This is a genomic window from Calothrix sp. CCY 0018, from assembly GCF_963920925.1.
Taxonomy (GTDB): domain Bacteria; phylum Cyanobacteriota; class Cyanobacteriia; order Cyanobacteriales; family Nostocaceae; genus Rivularia.
The window spans coordinates 23346-39070 of sequence record NZ_CAWUDI010000070.1 but is presented as its reverse complement, the minus strand read 5'-3'; the positions used below and the strand labels follow the sequence as shown (position 1 = coordinate 39070).

The window sequence follows — 15725 nt, the reverse complement described above, 5'->3', positions numbered from 1 at the left end:
GGAATTAGGAATTAGGAATTAGGAATTAGGAATTAGGAATTAGGAATTAGGAATTTTTCTCCCCCCTCTCCCTCTCCCCCTTCCCCTCTCCCAAGCTTGGGAGAGGGGTGCCGGAGGCGGGGTAAGGGAAAGTAGTATGAACTTTAGACGCAAAAATCTTATCAAAGTCAACAGCCTACCCTCTCCCCATCTCCCCCTCAACCACTGGCTGGCAAATATACTTGAAATTTACTGCCTTGATTCACTTGGCTGGAAATATTGATAAAACCACCGTGGCTTTTGACGATGCTTATTACCGTAGCTAATCCCAATCCCGTGCCTTTTTCTGCTTGCTTTGTGGTAAAAAACGGTTCAAAAATTCGCTCTAATATGTCTTGCGGTATGCCATATCCAGTATCGGTAATGGTTATCGCGACGTAATCGCCTACTTTTGCTTCGGGATTGATGCTGATATCGCTTTGATCGATAAATTTATTTTCGGCTTTAATAGTTAAAGTGCCTCCTTCGGGCATGGCATCGCGAGCGTTAATACATAGATTCATTAATAACTGATGTATTTGGGTTGGTTGCGCTTGTATTGTCCAAAGCTGAGTTGATATATCAGTACTAAATTCGATTCCCACCGGAAATGAACTTTCAATAATCCGGCTAATTTCATTTATCAACTGTACTAATTGTACGCGAACGCGATCTTCTTCTGCTCCACTCGCAAAGGATGTAATTTGCTTGACAAGTTGGGCACCGCGCTTGGAGTTATCTTCAAGCATTTTAAGCAAAAACTTATTTCGCTCGTCTAGATGGGGGAGTTTTAGTTGCAGTAGTTGAGTACCTGTAAGAATCGGAGTCAATATGTTATTCAAGTCGTGAGCAATACCGCTAGCTAAAGTTCCCAAACTCTCCAGACGTTGCGCTCGATAGTATTGGGCTTCGAGTTGTTTTTTCTCGGTAATATCCGTATTGACTATTAAAATTGATTTTGGGTTGCTTTGTTCGTCGCGCATCAATGTAAAACGGCTATAGCTAACTATCTGCTTACCGTTTTTTGTCACTTGCTGCAATTCACCCTGCCAGGAATTTTCTTCTAAAACGCCCTTCAAAGCCGATTCAAATTGAGACGAATTGTTTGGATGCAAAAGTTCTTGAATATTCTGGTTTTTAGCTTGCTTTTCAAGCCATTCATACAAACTTTCTGCTCCCCGATTCCACAACAATATCTGCTTATCCAAATTGCAAACCACAATTGCATCTGTTGTAATATCGAGTAAAGCAGCTTGTTGTGTAATATTCTTCTGTGTCTGCTTGTCTTCGCCAATCTCGCGAATCATCAAGCGTTTGCCCAGCAGCTTACCTTGAAAGTCATAAACGCTGGTCATAGTAATTATGACATCAAAAGGCTTGTATTTTGGTACCTCTATGCAACATTCCCAATTCTGTAACGGCTGTAGCAAGTTTACTTGGGTAAGAAAGTTGCGGCGATGCGGCTCGGCAATAAAAACAAATATTGGTTTACCGATAAGATATATTCGCGGCAAGCAAAACAACTTCTCTGCCGCACGATTCACTTCTTGAATAATTCCATTGACATCAGTTACTAAATATGCATTCGGCGCAAACTCGAATAAATCTTCATAACGCTGTTCGAGCAATCTAGCATTTTCATTAGCTATAGATAATTCTTCGTTCTGCTGGCGCAATTCTTCTTCTAAAACAGCTTGTTCTTCCAGAGTTGTGCTTAATTCTCGGTTAATTTGGATTAGCTCGGCAGTTCTTTGTGCAAGGTGTTTTTCTAATTCAATCGAAGCTTGAGAAGATAATTTTTGTCTTTGTTCCCCTTGATTAATTTCGTTTTCTAATTGTTGGTTTACCCGTCTTAACCGGGCTGTTTTCTGTTCTAACTTTTGCTCAAAATTTGGAGTGGGTAAAGCTATTTCTACAGCATCGAATAGTTGCAACAAATTATTTTGATTTACAACTCCTACTAATTCACCTTCATCTCCAACTACTATCAATTGCTGCGAATTTCTGCGCTGCATTTCCAAATGAGCCTTCCATAGCGAATCAGTTGGGCGCAGGCAAAATAAAGGAACATTCATTGCCTTTTTCGCTTTAATCTGCCCTAAATCCACTTTTAAAGCTTGAAAACGCACTATATCCCATGCTGTAATTATGCCGATGGGATAAACTGCTTTCCTTACTCCTACTAGTCTTTTGTGTGCGATCGCAATACTACTAATTTTTTTCTCTGCCATAATCTGAGCGATTTCGAGCAAAGAAGCAGTAGGAGATACATAAATTATTTGTGTCTGCATCACTTCTGACACAGTTCGCATTTTCAGTAAGTTAGTAGATTGCAAATGTTGAAGAATATTTGCGGATGTCACTAGTGTTAACTAATTAATAAGAGTGTAGTCGATAACTGATACAATGGTTAAATAAGCTTTCCTATAGACGCCAGGTGTTGAATTTATACTAAAAGTCTAGAATCTCAAACTTACTGCTTTCTAGACGGTAATTTTATTAATTTATTATGACTTCATATCTTAACTATTATAAACCTTTCTTATTCTTTGAAAAAATAAGATATATAACGAAATTTTATTTCTATGTGATTATATTGTTATGTATCTAAAACAATAATAACTATAGCTTATGCTTGTATTGATAAATTCAATAGATAGAACGGTATCTCAAGTAGATAAAATAATATAAAAACTTCAACAAACGGCTTATATTAAAGTAACTGAAATTATAAGATCAAATACATTAAACAGCGTGCAATAGATTCCAGAGGCATAATAAAATCTACATCACCAGTTTGAATTGCCGAATTAGGCATACTAAAATACTTGCAAGTAGCTTGATCTTGAGCAATAATTATACCACCATTCTTCTTTATTTCTTGCACTCCCGCAGCCCCATCTCCATCCATACCAGTCAGAACAACGGCAATACATTTTTCTTTGAAGCTAGCTGCGACTGACTTAAATAATACATCACCAGAAGGACGAACAAAACGTACTTTTTCTGAGTGAGACAAAGATAAACAACCATCCAAATTAACTAAAAGATGTAAATCGGGTGGAGCAATGTAAACCTTACCAGGATATAATTTATCCCCCGCTTGCGCTTGCTTCACAGATAAAGGACTTCGCTTATCTAAAATCTCAGCCATCATGCTGGGGTGTTTAGGAGCTAAATGTTGCACTATTGCAATAGGTGCGGGAAAATTTGATGGTAATTTTGATAAAATTTCGCTAATTGCATTAAGCCCTCCAGCAGATGCCGTAATTACTACTATGTGGCTTTCAGGTTTCATTAATTTACATTTATAGGTAGCGCTAGTCTAACAGATTTACGACTTAATAAAACTATTTATAAAACAAAAATTTTGGATTATTCTATAGGTTAATTTCAAATATGGCGGAAGTTAAATCTAATAAACATAATTCTATTATTGCTCAATGGCAGGAAAAGATAAAAATTGCCAACCGGAATAATATTTTTTTTCATTGTCGAAATTGCAATCATGAATGGGTTGATTCATCCTTCGATGCAATTTGTAATAACTGCGGTAACAATAATGTTGAACGAATTTGCTGTTGGCAATTTCCTGATGGTTAAATTGATCAATCGTAATTTAAACTTAAAAACCCGGTTTTTTTTTAACCGGGTTTAAAGTTAGGAGAGCGATTATTTAATCAATTAGCGAAGAGTATCATCTCTTTTATCAACAATTTCTACCACATCGCGATCGACTAAGGTTTTTCTGTCAACTTCTCGGTTAACAACTTCTTTCCGGTTGACTACATCTACTTCTTTTTCAACAACGGGAGTCGCGGGAACAACAGGAGTTGGGTTAGCAGCTACATCTTTAGGAAGCTCTGCGTCAAACACCTTCCAATTACCAATATTTTGGCCGCTTAAAACAGAACCAGCACGCTCTATTTCATCCTCGAAACCATCTACTATTAACAAGTAGTAGCCGTTATCAATTCTATCTCCGTAAACTTTGGCATCCTCTTCCGGAATACCCATACCAGTCAAACCACCGATGATACCACCTGACAAAGCACCTAAACCAGCACCAGCCAAGGTTGTTGCGATAGTTCCTGCTGCAAGGAAAGGACCAATTCCAGGAATTAATAACTCTTCTAAACCTACAAGTAAACCGCCCAAACCACCTAAAACAGTACCAGTAGTAGCACCAATTCCAGCACCTTCTGGACCTTCATTCTCGCCGCGTTCGTTCTTTACGTCAGCACCAGCAATATTATCCTTGCCGTCTGCATTTTTCGCCAACAGAGAAACTTTATCCATCGAAAAGCTAGAATCTCTGAGTTTATAAAGCGCTTTTTCAGCATCTCCACGGCTTGCGAATGTACCAACTGCACGTTTATATTTTCTATTTACCATGTTTTCTCCTTGTATAACCAAAAATTATCTATCAAAATTAGGTTTGAAGCCTGTCAAAATTGTCAAAATAATTCATAAATTAGTAATTTATTATGAATATGTGCCATATCAGTAAACCAAAAAATGCTGATTTGCTGCTTAAAACAGTCAACTATCTTTATCACCTGACATTTTTATATACGGTTATGGCTGGCTACAAATAACAGATTAATTCGACAGGTTGTTTTGACTAATTTGCTCTACACAGTCTCTCTTATTTAATTCCAGGATTCATCACCCTTTGGGTTAACATTTCGATAGTTTTTATCTGTCAAAAGAGAGGTTAATATATAAGGTTAAAGGTCAAAGGTCAAAAACTCTTAACTCCTAATTCCTAACTCCTAACTGTTAACTGCTCACTGATTGATTCCGCATCCTTTCTGGACTACCTGTAGGAATAGATGCAATTAATCTTTGAGTATATTCTTGTTTTGGTTGGCGGTAAATTTCTTGCGCGTTACCTGTTTCTACAATTTCACCGCGATTCATCACTAAAATTCTGTCGCTGATAAATTTAACTACGCTCAAATCGTGGGAAATAAAGATGTAGGTTAATTCAAATTCTTCTTGCAATTCTTTAAGCAGATTAAGCACTTGCGCTTGTACAGATACATCCAAAGCGGAAACCGATTCATCACAAATAATAAACTTGGGATTCAACGCTAAAGAACGAGCAATACAAACCCGCTGACGCTGCCCTCCGGAAAATTGGTGCGGATAGCGGTTCATTGCATCAGCATCCAATCCGACTCTTTCTAATAAATAAGCTGCACGCTGTTGTCTTTCTTTTTTATTCTTACCGATAGAGTGAATTACCAAAGGTTCCATAACCGCATCACCAACTTTCATGCGCGAATCTAAAGCGCTAAAGGGATTTTGGAAAATAATCTGCATTTCTCGACGCAGTTTTTGTAATGGTTTTCCTTGAAGTTTGGTAATGTCTCTTCCTTCAAAAAGTATTTGTCCGCTTAAAGGTTCTACCAATCTGATTAAACTTCTACCAAGAGTCGTTTTACCGCAACCAGATTCTCCTACCAATCCCAAGGTTTCTCCTTTTTTAACCTCGAAGGAAACATTATTTACCGCCATAAAATGACGCTTTGTACCGCCAAACATTCCTTTTATCGGATAACCAACCTGTAAGTTACGAATTTCCAAAAGCGGTTGTTGCTGTTCTAATGTTGCTAATCTTTGAGCAATGTCAGCGGAAGTTACTTCTGGGGGCTGTGCTGGTTGTTTTGCTGTAATTACGACATCTCCGGTGGATGTTTCTTCTACATTCATGTAGTCAGAAACTGTCAGCAGCTTTTGAGGATGACGGTCTAAAGTCGGACGACAAGCGAGCAAGCCTTTGGTATAAGGATGTTGGGGATTTGTAAATATTTGCGCCGCGTCACCTTGTTCGACGACTTTTCCTTTATACATTACCGCTACTTTATCGGCGATTTCTGCAATTAATCCCAAGTCGTGGGTAATAAAAATCATCGCCATGTCGCGCTTCTGCTGCAATTCTGCCAGCAAATCTACAATCGTTGCCTGTACGGTAACGTCTAAAGCTGTTGTAGGTTCGTCAGCAATTAGTAACAAAGGGTTACAAGAAATTGCCATTGCAATCATTACTCTTTGTAACTGCCCCCCGGAAAGTTGATGGGGAAAGCGTTCTAATATTGCTTCTTTATGTTGTTTTACCAATTGAGGAAGCTGGTGTTCGTCTAAAGCTTTGGGCGATGTTTCAATCAAATTTTGGCGAATTTGCTCGTCGCTGGGAAGAAGTTTAACTTCCACCAAACTATCGATCGCTTTTTGGCGAGCTTCGGCACCCGAAATATTCTGATGTCGTAAAATTGCTTCGGTTAACTGAAAACCAATGTTAAAAACCGGGTTTAAGGAAGTCATTGGCTCTTGAAATATCATGGCAATATCGCCACCCCGGTAAAGCTGAATTTCTTTGGCTGGTAGCTCTACCAAGTTTAATGCTTCGCCATTTTCCTGGGGACGAAACCAAATTTCACCATTACTAATTTTTCCGGGATTTTGCAACAAACCCATTACTGCAAGGGATGTGACCGATTTTCCACTCCCCGATTCCCCTACTATTCCTAAAGTCTCTCCTCTATGTAATTGAAAAGAAATTCCGTTTACTGCTTTGACAACATTGCCATCATCTGAGAATTCAACTTGCAAATTGCGAACATCTAGGACTGTTTCTCTCATGGAAGTCGGGGGTAGATTCTAATAACGGATTTAATTTTAAGTTAACTGGATTCTAACAGCAGATTTAGTTTTGTCAGTAGTTGTAACTATTTTCTTTGATTTTTTTTTTGAAATTATTACATCTAGTTCAGAAAATTTGCTGTTAAAAGCCACTTAAAAATATTGATATTTTGGATTTTTGGATTTTTTTGAATTTGAAGAATAAATATTATAGATAGGTTATAGCAAATGTTCCAACCGATACGGTAACTAATGTAACGAATGTTTGAGTTTTGACACTCCTCGCACCTTAAGGTGCGAGGATTCTTGGTTCACAGACAATACTTGCTCAAAAGCGGTTTACACCAAGCAGAGTAGAGGTTTCATCTCCCAAAGCGTTGCTCGGTTCAAGACCGAAGCTTCCGGTATGCCCTACCGTAGCCAATCCTCGACGAAGGATAATTCTAGCAGCGTTTTCATCCCTATCCATCACAAGACCGCATTTGCAAACGTGCGTTCGAGTTGATAGAGTTTTCTTCACAATTTCACCGCAGCTAGAGCATTCTTGAGAAGTATATTGCGGATTTACTGCAACCGTTGCACGCCCGAATACTTTACTAAAATATTCAATAGCGCAACGAAACTGATACCAAGATGCATCATTAATGGATTTAGCTAAACAATGATTTTTCACCATATTTTTTATTCTCAAATCTTCATAGGCTATCAAATCGTTAGATTGAACTACGCACCGCGCCAATTTCACAGCGTGGTCTTTACGTTGCCTACTTATTTTCAGATGGCGTTTACTTAAAATATGTCTAGCTTTTCTTCTATTCTCTGAGCCTTTTATTTTCTTAGATACTCGCCGTTGAGCGCGTTTAAGCACCTTTTCACCTTTACGTAAAAAGGTTGGATTCTTGACGACCTCGCCGTTTGAATCGGTGTAGTATTCTTTTAATCCGACATCTAAACCAATTGTATTTCCAGTAGGTTCTATGATCTTAGAACGATTTACATCAATACAAAATTGGACATAAACGCCGTCAGCACGTTTTACCAATCTTACCCGTTTAATTTGGTTGATTTGATAAAAATGCAAATCACGGGTGCCTTTAAGTTTTAATCTGCCGATACCTTTCTTGTCGGTGAAAGTTATCGATTTACGATTATCTGCAAGCTTCCATCCTGATGTTTTGTATTCAACAGAACGACAATTCTTTTGAAATTTAGGGAACCCCTTTTTACTCGGTACTCCTTTTTTACAATTATCATAAAACCTGAAGATAGAAGACCATGCTCGCTCAGCGCTAGCTTGACGAGCCATTGAATTGAGTTCGTTCGCAAAGGAAAATTGTTTCGCAAGAACAGCACAGTATTTTTGCAAGTCGTTTTTACCCGTACCTTTAACGTCCATCCATAGCCGAATACAGCTATTGCGAATAAACTTAGCGGTTCGGATTGCTTCATCTATTGCAGTTAGTTGTGCCGATTTTCCGTAGGCTTTGAATTCAAAAACAAGCATCTTTCTACCTCCTACTTTATACTACCAGAATTAGTATAAGATTGTGAAATAAATGCAAAGTCGTCCTTTTAGGACGAGGCTTTAAACCCATTAAATTTCGGTAAAATTTATGTAAAGCGAATAGATAATATATTAATTTTCTTGCTGCTATATAATTCGATTATTTTTTATAGGATTACGGATAAAAACGAAAACAAACATGAAAGACGTTGCATTGCAACGTCTCTACATTGGGTAACATTTAAAACGGGATGTCGTCTTCAGGGATTTCTTCTTCTACCATTGCCGGATAGGTGCTTGGTTCGTAATTTGATGGCTGAGGTACGGGTTCCGGTTGCGGAGGTGCCGTTTTAACTGTGCTTCTAGCGGGAGCAGTCGTAGCTACTTGAGGTACGGGATTTACAGTTTGTGATTGGGGAGTTGGTACGGGTGCTGAGGGTATTGATTGAGTTTGTGTTTGCATCGGATTTATGTCAAAACCCGCTCCTAAATGTTGGATCTGCTGCACTGTCATTTCCGCACGCTTCTCCTTGAAACCCTCTGGACGTTCGATCGTATTCATACTCAAACGACCTACTAAAATAACGCGATCGCCAACATGATAATTTTCTTGAATCTCTTTTGCTAACTTCCCAAAACCGACTACTTTTAAGTTTGCTGGTGGATCGTTATCTCTTGCTCCCCAAAACTGTACCAGCATTTGGGTAATTTCTAGCTGATTGTCCGCTGTATACCGAAGTTCGGGTTGTTGAATAATCTCTGCCATCAATACGCAACTGTTCATAAAGTTCTCCTGATTATTACGCTTGCCTTTTTTTGTTTCTCAAACTTTCTTAACAAAAAAATCATTGATAATCTAACCTGCAAGCTATTCTAATGATAAAAGCCAAGCGAAAGCTACGAGCAGTTATATATAAATAACAGTTCGGTAACTTTGCCTGACTGATGATTCGGCAATCTCAGTACTATTGTACCATTTTATAGTAATTTTAAAACTGCTTTGATTATTTTGTGGGGATTGCAAATATCACCTATCTATTACTAAATAAATGTTTGGATATTACATAGAACAATCGAAAAAGCTCAATTTAGCCGCTAATAACAACAATGCGGTTGATGAAGGATTTAGGACAAGTATTAAAAGATTCAGAAAGCACAAAATCAAGAATTTTGATTTAAGTTGAAGGAAAAATTGGAAATTAGCAACGGTGTTATTACTGAGTATTTAAAAAAGTTTGATCGAGGTAACAATACTTGAAATAAGTTTATTTACTTTCTTTTCAGAAATCTAGGCTGTATTATTAGCGCAAACCGTTGTATTTGATTAAAGTATCGCAATCGGAAGGACTTGTGGCGCAAGTTGTTTTAGAAAACGTTTATAAGAGTTTTCCTCACCGCAAAGGCGATGTTAATAATACTCGTCGCAGCGAAAGCGTAAATATATTGCGGAGAATAAACCTCACTGTCGAAAATGGCGAATTTATGGTATTGGTGGGGCCTTCTGGTTGTGGAAAAAGTACCTTGCTGCGGTTAATTGCAGGTTTAGAGGATATTACAGGAGGTAATATTTGGGTAGGAAACAGTTGTATAAACTACCTTCCGCCTTCTCAAAGAAACATTGCAATGGTATTCCAAGATTATGCTCTTTATCCCCATATGATGGTGTATGACAACATTGCTTTTGGATTGAGAATTCAAGCAGGGAGATTGGGAGAGGGGGAGATTGGGAGAGGGGAAGATGGGGAAAAATTATTACATCAATTATTAAATAAATTCTTAAAAACAGCAGAGAATTTATTTGTATCGGCTACTAGAAAATTACCAAATGGTTTGCGGTACGTTTCGGATCGAGAGCAAGTAGTAAACGAGCAGGTAATTAACGTAGCTAAGTTGTTACAAATTGAAGAATTATTAAATAGATATCCCAAAGAATTATCTGGGGGACAAAAACAGCGAGTAGCTTTGGGAAGGGCGATCGCCCGCAATCCGCAAGTATTTTTAATGGATGAACCGCTTTCTAATTTAGATGCGAAACTACGAAACCAAACCCGCGCCGAGATAGTCAAGCTGCAACGTCAACTGGGAATAACTACAATTTACGTTACACACGATCAAACCGAAGCAATGACAATGGGGGATAGAGTTGCAGTGATGGATCGAGGTCAAATAATCCAGGTTGCTCCCCCCTTAGAAATTTACAATCGTCCTGCAAACCGTTTTGTAGCAGAGTTTATCGGCTCCGTGCCCATGAATTTTATTGAAGTAAAATTTCAATCCCCATGCTTAATAACAAAGGGAGATTTTCGCTTAACCTTATCAGAAAATTGGGGTAATGCCTTGCGAAAATACAACGGACGAACCCTAATATTAGGAGTTCGTCCGGAACATTGGAATATAAGCTTACCTGCTACTAAGAATTTACCAGCACAAGTAGAATGGTCGGAAAATCTCGGTAATGATAGTTACCTTGCAGTCAAACTGATTGAAACAAAATTTCAACAAGATTATTTAGCGTCAGATGAGTTGCAAGTGAGAGTACCCCCAGAAAAATTGGTAAATACCGGAGAAAAAGTATGGTTATCCTTAAACCCAGACAAAATTCACTTTTTCGATCCAGAAACCGAACTAGCCATATTTCCTCAAAGCAACTCTCCAACTTTACCGTTTGAATAATTGGGAATTGGGAATTGGGCCGAAGGGAATTGGGCCGAAGGGAATTGGGTATTAGGAAAAGCTAGGGAGCAAGATGCTCCCACTACAAACTGTTTATGAATCTTTCCCCTTGTCCCCTTGTCCCCTTGTCCCCTTGTCTCCTTCCCCATCACCAATTACCCATTCCCAATTCTTAAACTTCCGCTACCTCTTGCTCTGTTTCGACAAATTCTTGAACGCGGGCGCGGTATTTTCTCAAGGATTCGTCTACCCAGTCGCGATCGTTGCTGTTAACGTATAAATGTACTAATGGTTCGCTTGCGTCTGGTAGAACTAGTACCCAACTGTCTTCGTAGGGTTGACAAATTTTCACCCCGTCAATTAATTCCAATTGTTCTGGGGGATGAGTTTCTACTAAGTGACGCATTAATGCACCTTTGACCGTCCAAGGGCAGCGAGTAGTATAAGTTTTGTGAATTACGCGGGGTAGTTCGGAACGCACTGTGGTAAGAGAACGTTCTTGAATTGTCAGCATTTCAATTAGCTTGGCGATACAGAACATCGAATCAAATCCGGGATGCAGTGCTGGAACGATAAAGCCGGTGTCGCCACTACCACCTAAAACAACATTTGGATTCTTTTGACAAGCTTCCATTAATGCTGTGGCATTTGCTTTGGTGCGAATCACTTTACCGTCATGACGACGAGCAATTTGTTCTACAGCGCTGGAAGAATGAACTGGTACTACTACACTTCCTCTGGGGTTGGCAGTTAAAATCATGTCTACCATCAAGGCTGTGAGCATTTCTCCACGAATGGGAATACCGGATTCATCAACTAAGATCATTTGCTCGCCGTTAGCCGTTACCTGTACGCCAAAGTTAGCTTTGAGTGCTTCGACTACATGACCTAACTGAGTTAATAAGGCTTCTAGGTCGGTTTCTGAGGTGGCGAGTTTATTTAAACTGGCATTGAGTACTACCGCATCAGCACCAAACTTATCTAACATCTGCGGTAATACAGCCCCAGAAACCCCATAAACGTAATCAATCACCACTTTTGCCCGACTGTGGCGAATGGTGTCGATATTTAAGAGATTTTCAAAAGCGCTACAGTAACGGTCAACTAATTGAGTAGGATAGGCAACATTACCAATTTCATGAATTTGCGCCCTTCGCATATCTTCTTTGAAATATGCACCTTCGATTTTCTTCTCTTTGGCTTTGGGAATATTGATTCCCTTTTTATCCATAAATTCAATTAGAAGATAATCGGGACGGTTGGGATGTACCCGCACGTGAATACCGCCTGCTACATTCATATTAGGGATGATGGTGCGGGCAATTGGTAAAGCTGTTGCATCCAGGTTTTGAATTTCAATGCCTACAGACATTAAACCAGCAATCAATGACCGAGTTACCATGCGGGAGATAGTCCGCTGATCCCTAGAAACCGCAATTTCGGAACCTGGTTTTAAAGTGGAACCGTAAGCAGCGCCTAATTTAACGGCAAATTCTGGTGTAATATCAATGTTTGCTAATCCTTGAACCCCTCGCTGTCCGAATAAATTACGCTTAGCGGTGTTACCCCAAATCAAGTTTATATTTAGAATCGCGCCGGACTCAATTTTTTTGCTCGGCCAGACACGCACTCCAGGGCTAATTTGGGCTTCTTCTCCCACCGTGGAAAGCGAACCGACTACCGCTGCTTCGAGTACATGAGCGCGACGGTCTACACGAGTACCGCGTGAAATTACGCAAGCACTTAATTGAGCTTCGTCACCAACTATTGCTCCATTCCACACTATTGGACGTTTCAAATTGGCATCGGCACCAATGGTAACGTTGTCTCCAATAACGGTTCCCGCTTCGATATGTACTCTATTGCCAATACGACAGTTATCGCCAATTAAAGCCGGTGTTTCAATTTTCGCTGAAGACTCGATGTGAGTATTTTGACCAACCCACAAACCGGGTGAAACTTCTTTGTAAGGAAAATCAGCTTTAACTTTGCGGTTTAGTACATCATACTGAGCTTCGCGGTAAGCATCCAAATGTCCGACATCACACCAGTAACCGGAAGCAACATAACCATACATTGGTTCGCCTTTTTCAAGCAGTAAAGGAAATAACTCCTTGGAAAAGTCCGATTCTTGGTTTTCTGGCAGATATTCCAAAACTTCGGGTTCTAAGATATAAGCGCCGGTATTAACCGTATCGGAAAAAATTTCGCTGGTGGAAGGTTTTTCTAAAAAGCGCTTGATGCTTCCTTCTTCATCGGTGATAACTACCCCGAACTCAATTGGATTGGGAACGCGAGTTAAAATTAAAGTTGCTTTGGATTTTTTTTCTTTGTGATATTTAATTGCTGCTGTTAAGTCAAAATCAGTGATACTATCTCCACTGATCACCAAAAACGTATCATCTAGGAGTTCGGCAATGTTCTTTACACAACCTGCCGTACCTAGAGGTTGGTCTTCTTCAACAGCGTAGGTCATCTGTACGCCAAAATCGCTACCATCTTGAAAGTAGTCTCGCATTGTATCTGGTAAATAATGCAAGGTAGCGATAATTTCTGTAATGTCGTGCCGTTTGAGAAGATTAATAATATGTTCGGCAATTGGTCGATTGAGGATAGGCACCATTGGTTTGGGTAAGTCGCAAGTTAGCGGACGAAGCCGCGTCCCGGAACCTCCAGCCATAAGTACTGCTCGCATAAATCCTCCATTTCATGTATTTTCTAAAAGTTGTAGCTTTAATACTGGTATTGAATTGAAGTGCTGGGTATTGAAGTACTAGCGCGTCTTGAGAAAGATAGAAAACTTCCTGCTTCTCAATTGGCAGTATGACATTAATCAGCGAATGCAATCAACTTCCAATATTTGATAGATAAATTGTGGTTCTATATCTAGTCTCCTAGGTCTCCTGAAATTTAAGGAACTTCCTCAAGATGCATATGGTCATAATTAAATTATCTATAAAATCGGCGCTTCTTAACAAAGAAAAAATGTGCTGCTTTTTCTACAAGCGGGATAAATTAATAAAGAAGACATTGAAAAACCGGGTTTATTGATTCTTGCCAACGATCGAGAAATGCTATATCTAGCTGATACTTCCAGCCTTAGATAACCAGACATTGCCAACGTCTTCTGACATTGGCAGCGATTTAAGAAATTCTTTTACCGATTCTAATTCCCATTCCAAAGGTGCAGCAGGCAATATCTGGTATTCACTCATCGCATAACGAAGAATTGCCTCGCACAACGCCGCAGCTTCGATAATAGGTTGTGAATCAAGCCAAACTGGAAAAATACGAGCTTCAAAAGTTAGTTTATTTGGAATGGGATGAATTAAATTTTTTAGATTAAAATCGCAATATTTTGTTAATTCAAGTTTAATTAGCCGCGTTTTAGCTTCTTCCCACGGTAATTCCCGAAAACCAGATTCGTTGACTAATTTTAGTAAAGCTATATCCCAATTTCCCAAACGTCTGCATTTAGAGTTAGTTCCGACTAATCTTTTTAGATTTTTCCCGTGTGTATGAAAAACATTAACTAAATTAGCAAATACATTCGCAGAACATAAAGGTAAACCATCAAAATGTATGTGAGTTGCACCTTCAACGGGGACAGTAAAATTAAGTAGACGTGCTGTTTTTAATAGAACTTCTAATTTTTCTAAGTGATTTGTATCAATAGGTGCTGAAATTAGCTCGCAGGGGCGCTCTCGTTCTCCTGGTAACGGTGCTGCGATCGCAATAGGGAACCCGGTATTATCGGCAACGCGCATCATCCCTTCGATTCCTTCTTCTACATGAGTGCCAAATAAATCGGCAATAGGATGAAGAACTTCAGATTTGGTTTTTTCAGGATTTGCTTGACAAGTTATTAATTGCAGAAATCGGGTGTCATCGCTAACAATTCGATACCATCCCGGCTTCGATGGCTGCGATTTGTTTAAATCATCTTGAAGAGTTAAATCGTCAACGCATTTCGCAATTAAATTTCCTTGGTTATCGATAACTTCAAAACCTAAAGTCAGATTGTGAAATAAAGGCTTTCCCGGAACCTTACTTGGTTCGGATTGAGGATAAAATATGCGGCGCACAGTTCCATTATTTGCTTTTGCTATTGATTCGGCTAAATCTTTTCTACTTAATCCAAATGGTGCTAATAGTTCTATTTCGCAGCCAATTTTCCAATTTAATTGAGACATAAAATATAATTAGTTGTTATTTGTTATTGAAGACAAAAAAAATAGGCAGGTAATAAGCCCACCTAGGAAGATATTTAATAGTTAATTGATTTATCTTGCTCTTAAAGCTTGCTCAATAACTTCTGGTTGACCTAAAATTAAGTTTTTCTCAATACGTATTTTAGCTTCATAAGGAGAAGAGTCACCCCAAAGTTTAGCAAGTTTTGCTGCATCATCGTATTTATATTTAGACTCGCCATACAATTCTAAAGAAGGACTAGAAACTTGCATTTTCTGTAAAGCTTTAAATCTTGCATCTACCAAGAATTGTTCGAGAATTCCAAGATCAGATTTACCCCAAAGAATTTTTCTACCCATTCTCGCTTTTGCTTCACCTATGGATTGTCCCCAGTAATCTGCAAGTACGCGAGCATCCCAATAATCATATTTACTACTAAAGAACGCTTTCCATTCTCTATCTCGAACTTGCTTTGCTGATGCTTGAATAAAGTTGTTTTGCTGAAGAGTTAAATTATTTTTGGGTGAAGTTTGATTTGGTATTTGAGCAGTCACAGCACTAATAGTACCAACTGAACTGACAATCATACCTAAAGATAACAATAAAACTTTCAAATTAGATTTCACTTTAAATTTCTCCTAGTTTTTATAATTTAGATACCAATTCTCGTGGCGATTTAAAATACACCTGC

At 38.9% G+C, this 15725-nt stretch carries 10 protein-coding genes and 1 pseudogene; 2 read left to right on the top strand and 9 right to left on the bottom strand.

Annotated elements, in window-relative coordinates; translation table 11 throughout:
* Nucleotides 1-197 precede the first annotated feature (197 nt).
* Nucleotides 198-2330 (bottom strand): PAS domain S-box protein, encoded by a 2133-nt coding sequence (locus tag ACM03V_RS32135; RefSeq protein ID WP_414624871.1) that lies wholly within the window; start codon nt 2328-2330, stop codon nt 198-200.
* Nucleotides 2331-2746: 416 nt separating this feature from the next.
* Nucleotides 2747-3316, bottom strand: coding sequence for a chemotaxis protein CheB (locus tag ACM03V_RS32130; protein WP_414624870.1), 570 nt, complete (start codon nt 3314-3316; stop codon nt 2747-2749).
* A gap of 101 nt (nt 3317-3417) precedes the next feature.
* On the opposite strand from ACM03V_RS32130, the gene ACM03V_RS32125 reads away from it, so the two are divergent.
* A complete protein-coding gene (locus tag ACM03V_RS32125; RefSeq protein ID WP_414624869.1) occupies nt 3418-3621 on the top strand; it encodes a hypothetical protein in 204 nt (67 codons plus the stop codon).
* A gap of 81 nt (nt 3622-3702) precedes the next feature.
* Here ACM03V_RS32125 and ACM03V_RS32120 read toward each other — a convergent pair whose 3' ends face one another.
* The 4 genes and pseudogenes from ACM03V_RS32120 to ACM03V_RS32105 form a co-directional block, all read right to left on the bottom strand.
* Entirely contained in the window at nt 3703-4413 is a 711-nt protein-coding gene (locus ACM03V_RS32120; RefSeq protein WP_414624868.1) for a signal transduction histidine kinase LytS, read from the bottom strand.
* Between the two features lie 387 nt (nt 4414-4800).
* A complete protein-coding gene (locus tag ACM03V_RS32115) occupies nt 4801-6666 on the bottom strand; it encodes an ABC transporter ATP-binding protein (protein WP_414624867.1) in 1866 nt (621 codons plus the stop codon).
* A 249-nt stretch (nt 6667-6915) separates the two neighbouring features.
* Nucleotides 6916-8170, bottom strand: a pseudogene (locus ACM03V_RS32110) (RNA-guided endonuclease InsQ/TnpB family protein).
* 241 nt (nt 8171-8411) lie between these two features.
* Nucleotides 8412-8954 (bottom strand): single-stranded DNA-binding protein, encoded by a 543-nt coding sequence (locus tag ACM03V_RS32105; protein WP_414624866.1) that lies wholly within the window; start codon nt 8952-8954, stop codon nt 8412-8414.
* A 566-nt stretch (nt 8955-9520) separates the two neighbouring features.
* On the opposite strand from ACM03V_RS32105, the gene ACM03V_RS32100 reads away from it, so the two are divergent.
* Entirely contained in the window at nt 9521-10843 is a 1323-nt protein-coding gene (locus ACM03V_RS32100; protein WP_414624873.1) for an ABC transporter ATP-binding protein, read from the top strand.
* Nucleotides 10844-11015: 172 nt separating this feature from the next.
* On the opposite strand, the gene ACM03V_RS32095 is transcribed toward ACM03V_RS32100, so the two are convergent.
* The 3 genes from ACM03V_RS32095 to ACM03V_RS32085 form a co-directional block, all read right to left on the bottom strand.
* Nucleotides 11016-13538 (bottom strand): sugar phosphate nucleotidyltransferase, encoded by a 2523-nt coding sequence (locus ACM03V_RS32095; protein ID WP_414624865.1) that lies wholly within the window; start codon nt 13536-13538, stop codon nt 11016-11018.
* Nucleotides 13539-13923: 385 nt separating this feature from the next.
* Nucleotides 13924-15036: an amidoligase family protein gene (locus ACM03V_RS32090; protein WP_414624864.1), complete on the bottom strand. Its 1113-nt coding sequence runs from the start codon at nt 15034-15036 to the stop codon at nt 13924-13926.
* A 90-nt stretch (nt 15037-15126) separates the two neighbouring features.
* Nucleotides 15127-15660, bottom strand: a complete 534-nt coding sequence (locus tag ACM03V_RS32085) for a hypothetical protein (protein ID WP_414624863.1) — start codon at nt 15658-15660, stop codon at nt 15127-15129.
* Nucleotides 15661-15725: the final 65 nt, after the last annotated feature.

What these genes read in the sequence shown, in the direction of transcription:
- ACM03V_RS32095 (WP_414624865.1), bottom strand. Translation starts at nt 13,538, where the DNA reads ATGCGAGCAGTACTTATGGCTGGAGGTTCCGGGACGCGGCTTCGTCCG.
- ACM03V_RS32120 (WP_414624868.1), bottom strand. Translation starts at nt 4,413, where the DNA reads ATGGTAAATAGAAAATATAAACGTGCAGTTGGTACATTCGCAAGCCGT.
- ACM03V_RS32090 (WP_414624864.1), bottom strand. Translation starts at nt 15,036, where the DNA reads ATGTCTCAATTAAATTGGAAAATTGGCTGCGAAATAGAACTATTAGCA.
- ACM03V_RS32115 (WP_414624867.1), bottom strand. Translation starts at nt 6,666, where the DNA reads ATGAGAGAAACAGTCCTAGATGTTCGCAATTTGCAAGTTGAATTCTCA.
- ACM03V_RS32135 (WP_414624871.1), bottom strand. Translation starts at nt 2,330, where the DNA reads ATGCGAACTGTGTCAGAAGTGATGCAGACACAAATAATTTATGTATCT.
- ACM03V_RS32105 (WP_414624866.1), bottom strand. Translation starts at nt 8,954, where the DNA reads ATGAACAGTTGCGTATTGATGGCAGAGATTATTCAACAACCCGAACTT.
- ACM03V_RS32125 (WP_414624869.1), top strand. Translation starts at nt 3,418, where the DNA reads ATGGCGGAAGTTAAATCTAATAAACATAATTCTATTATTGCTCAATGG.
- ACM03V_RS32130 (WP_414624870.1), bottom strand. Translation starts at nt 3,316, where the DNA reads ATGAAACCTGAAAGCCACATAGTAGTAATTACGGCATCTGCTGGAGGG.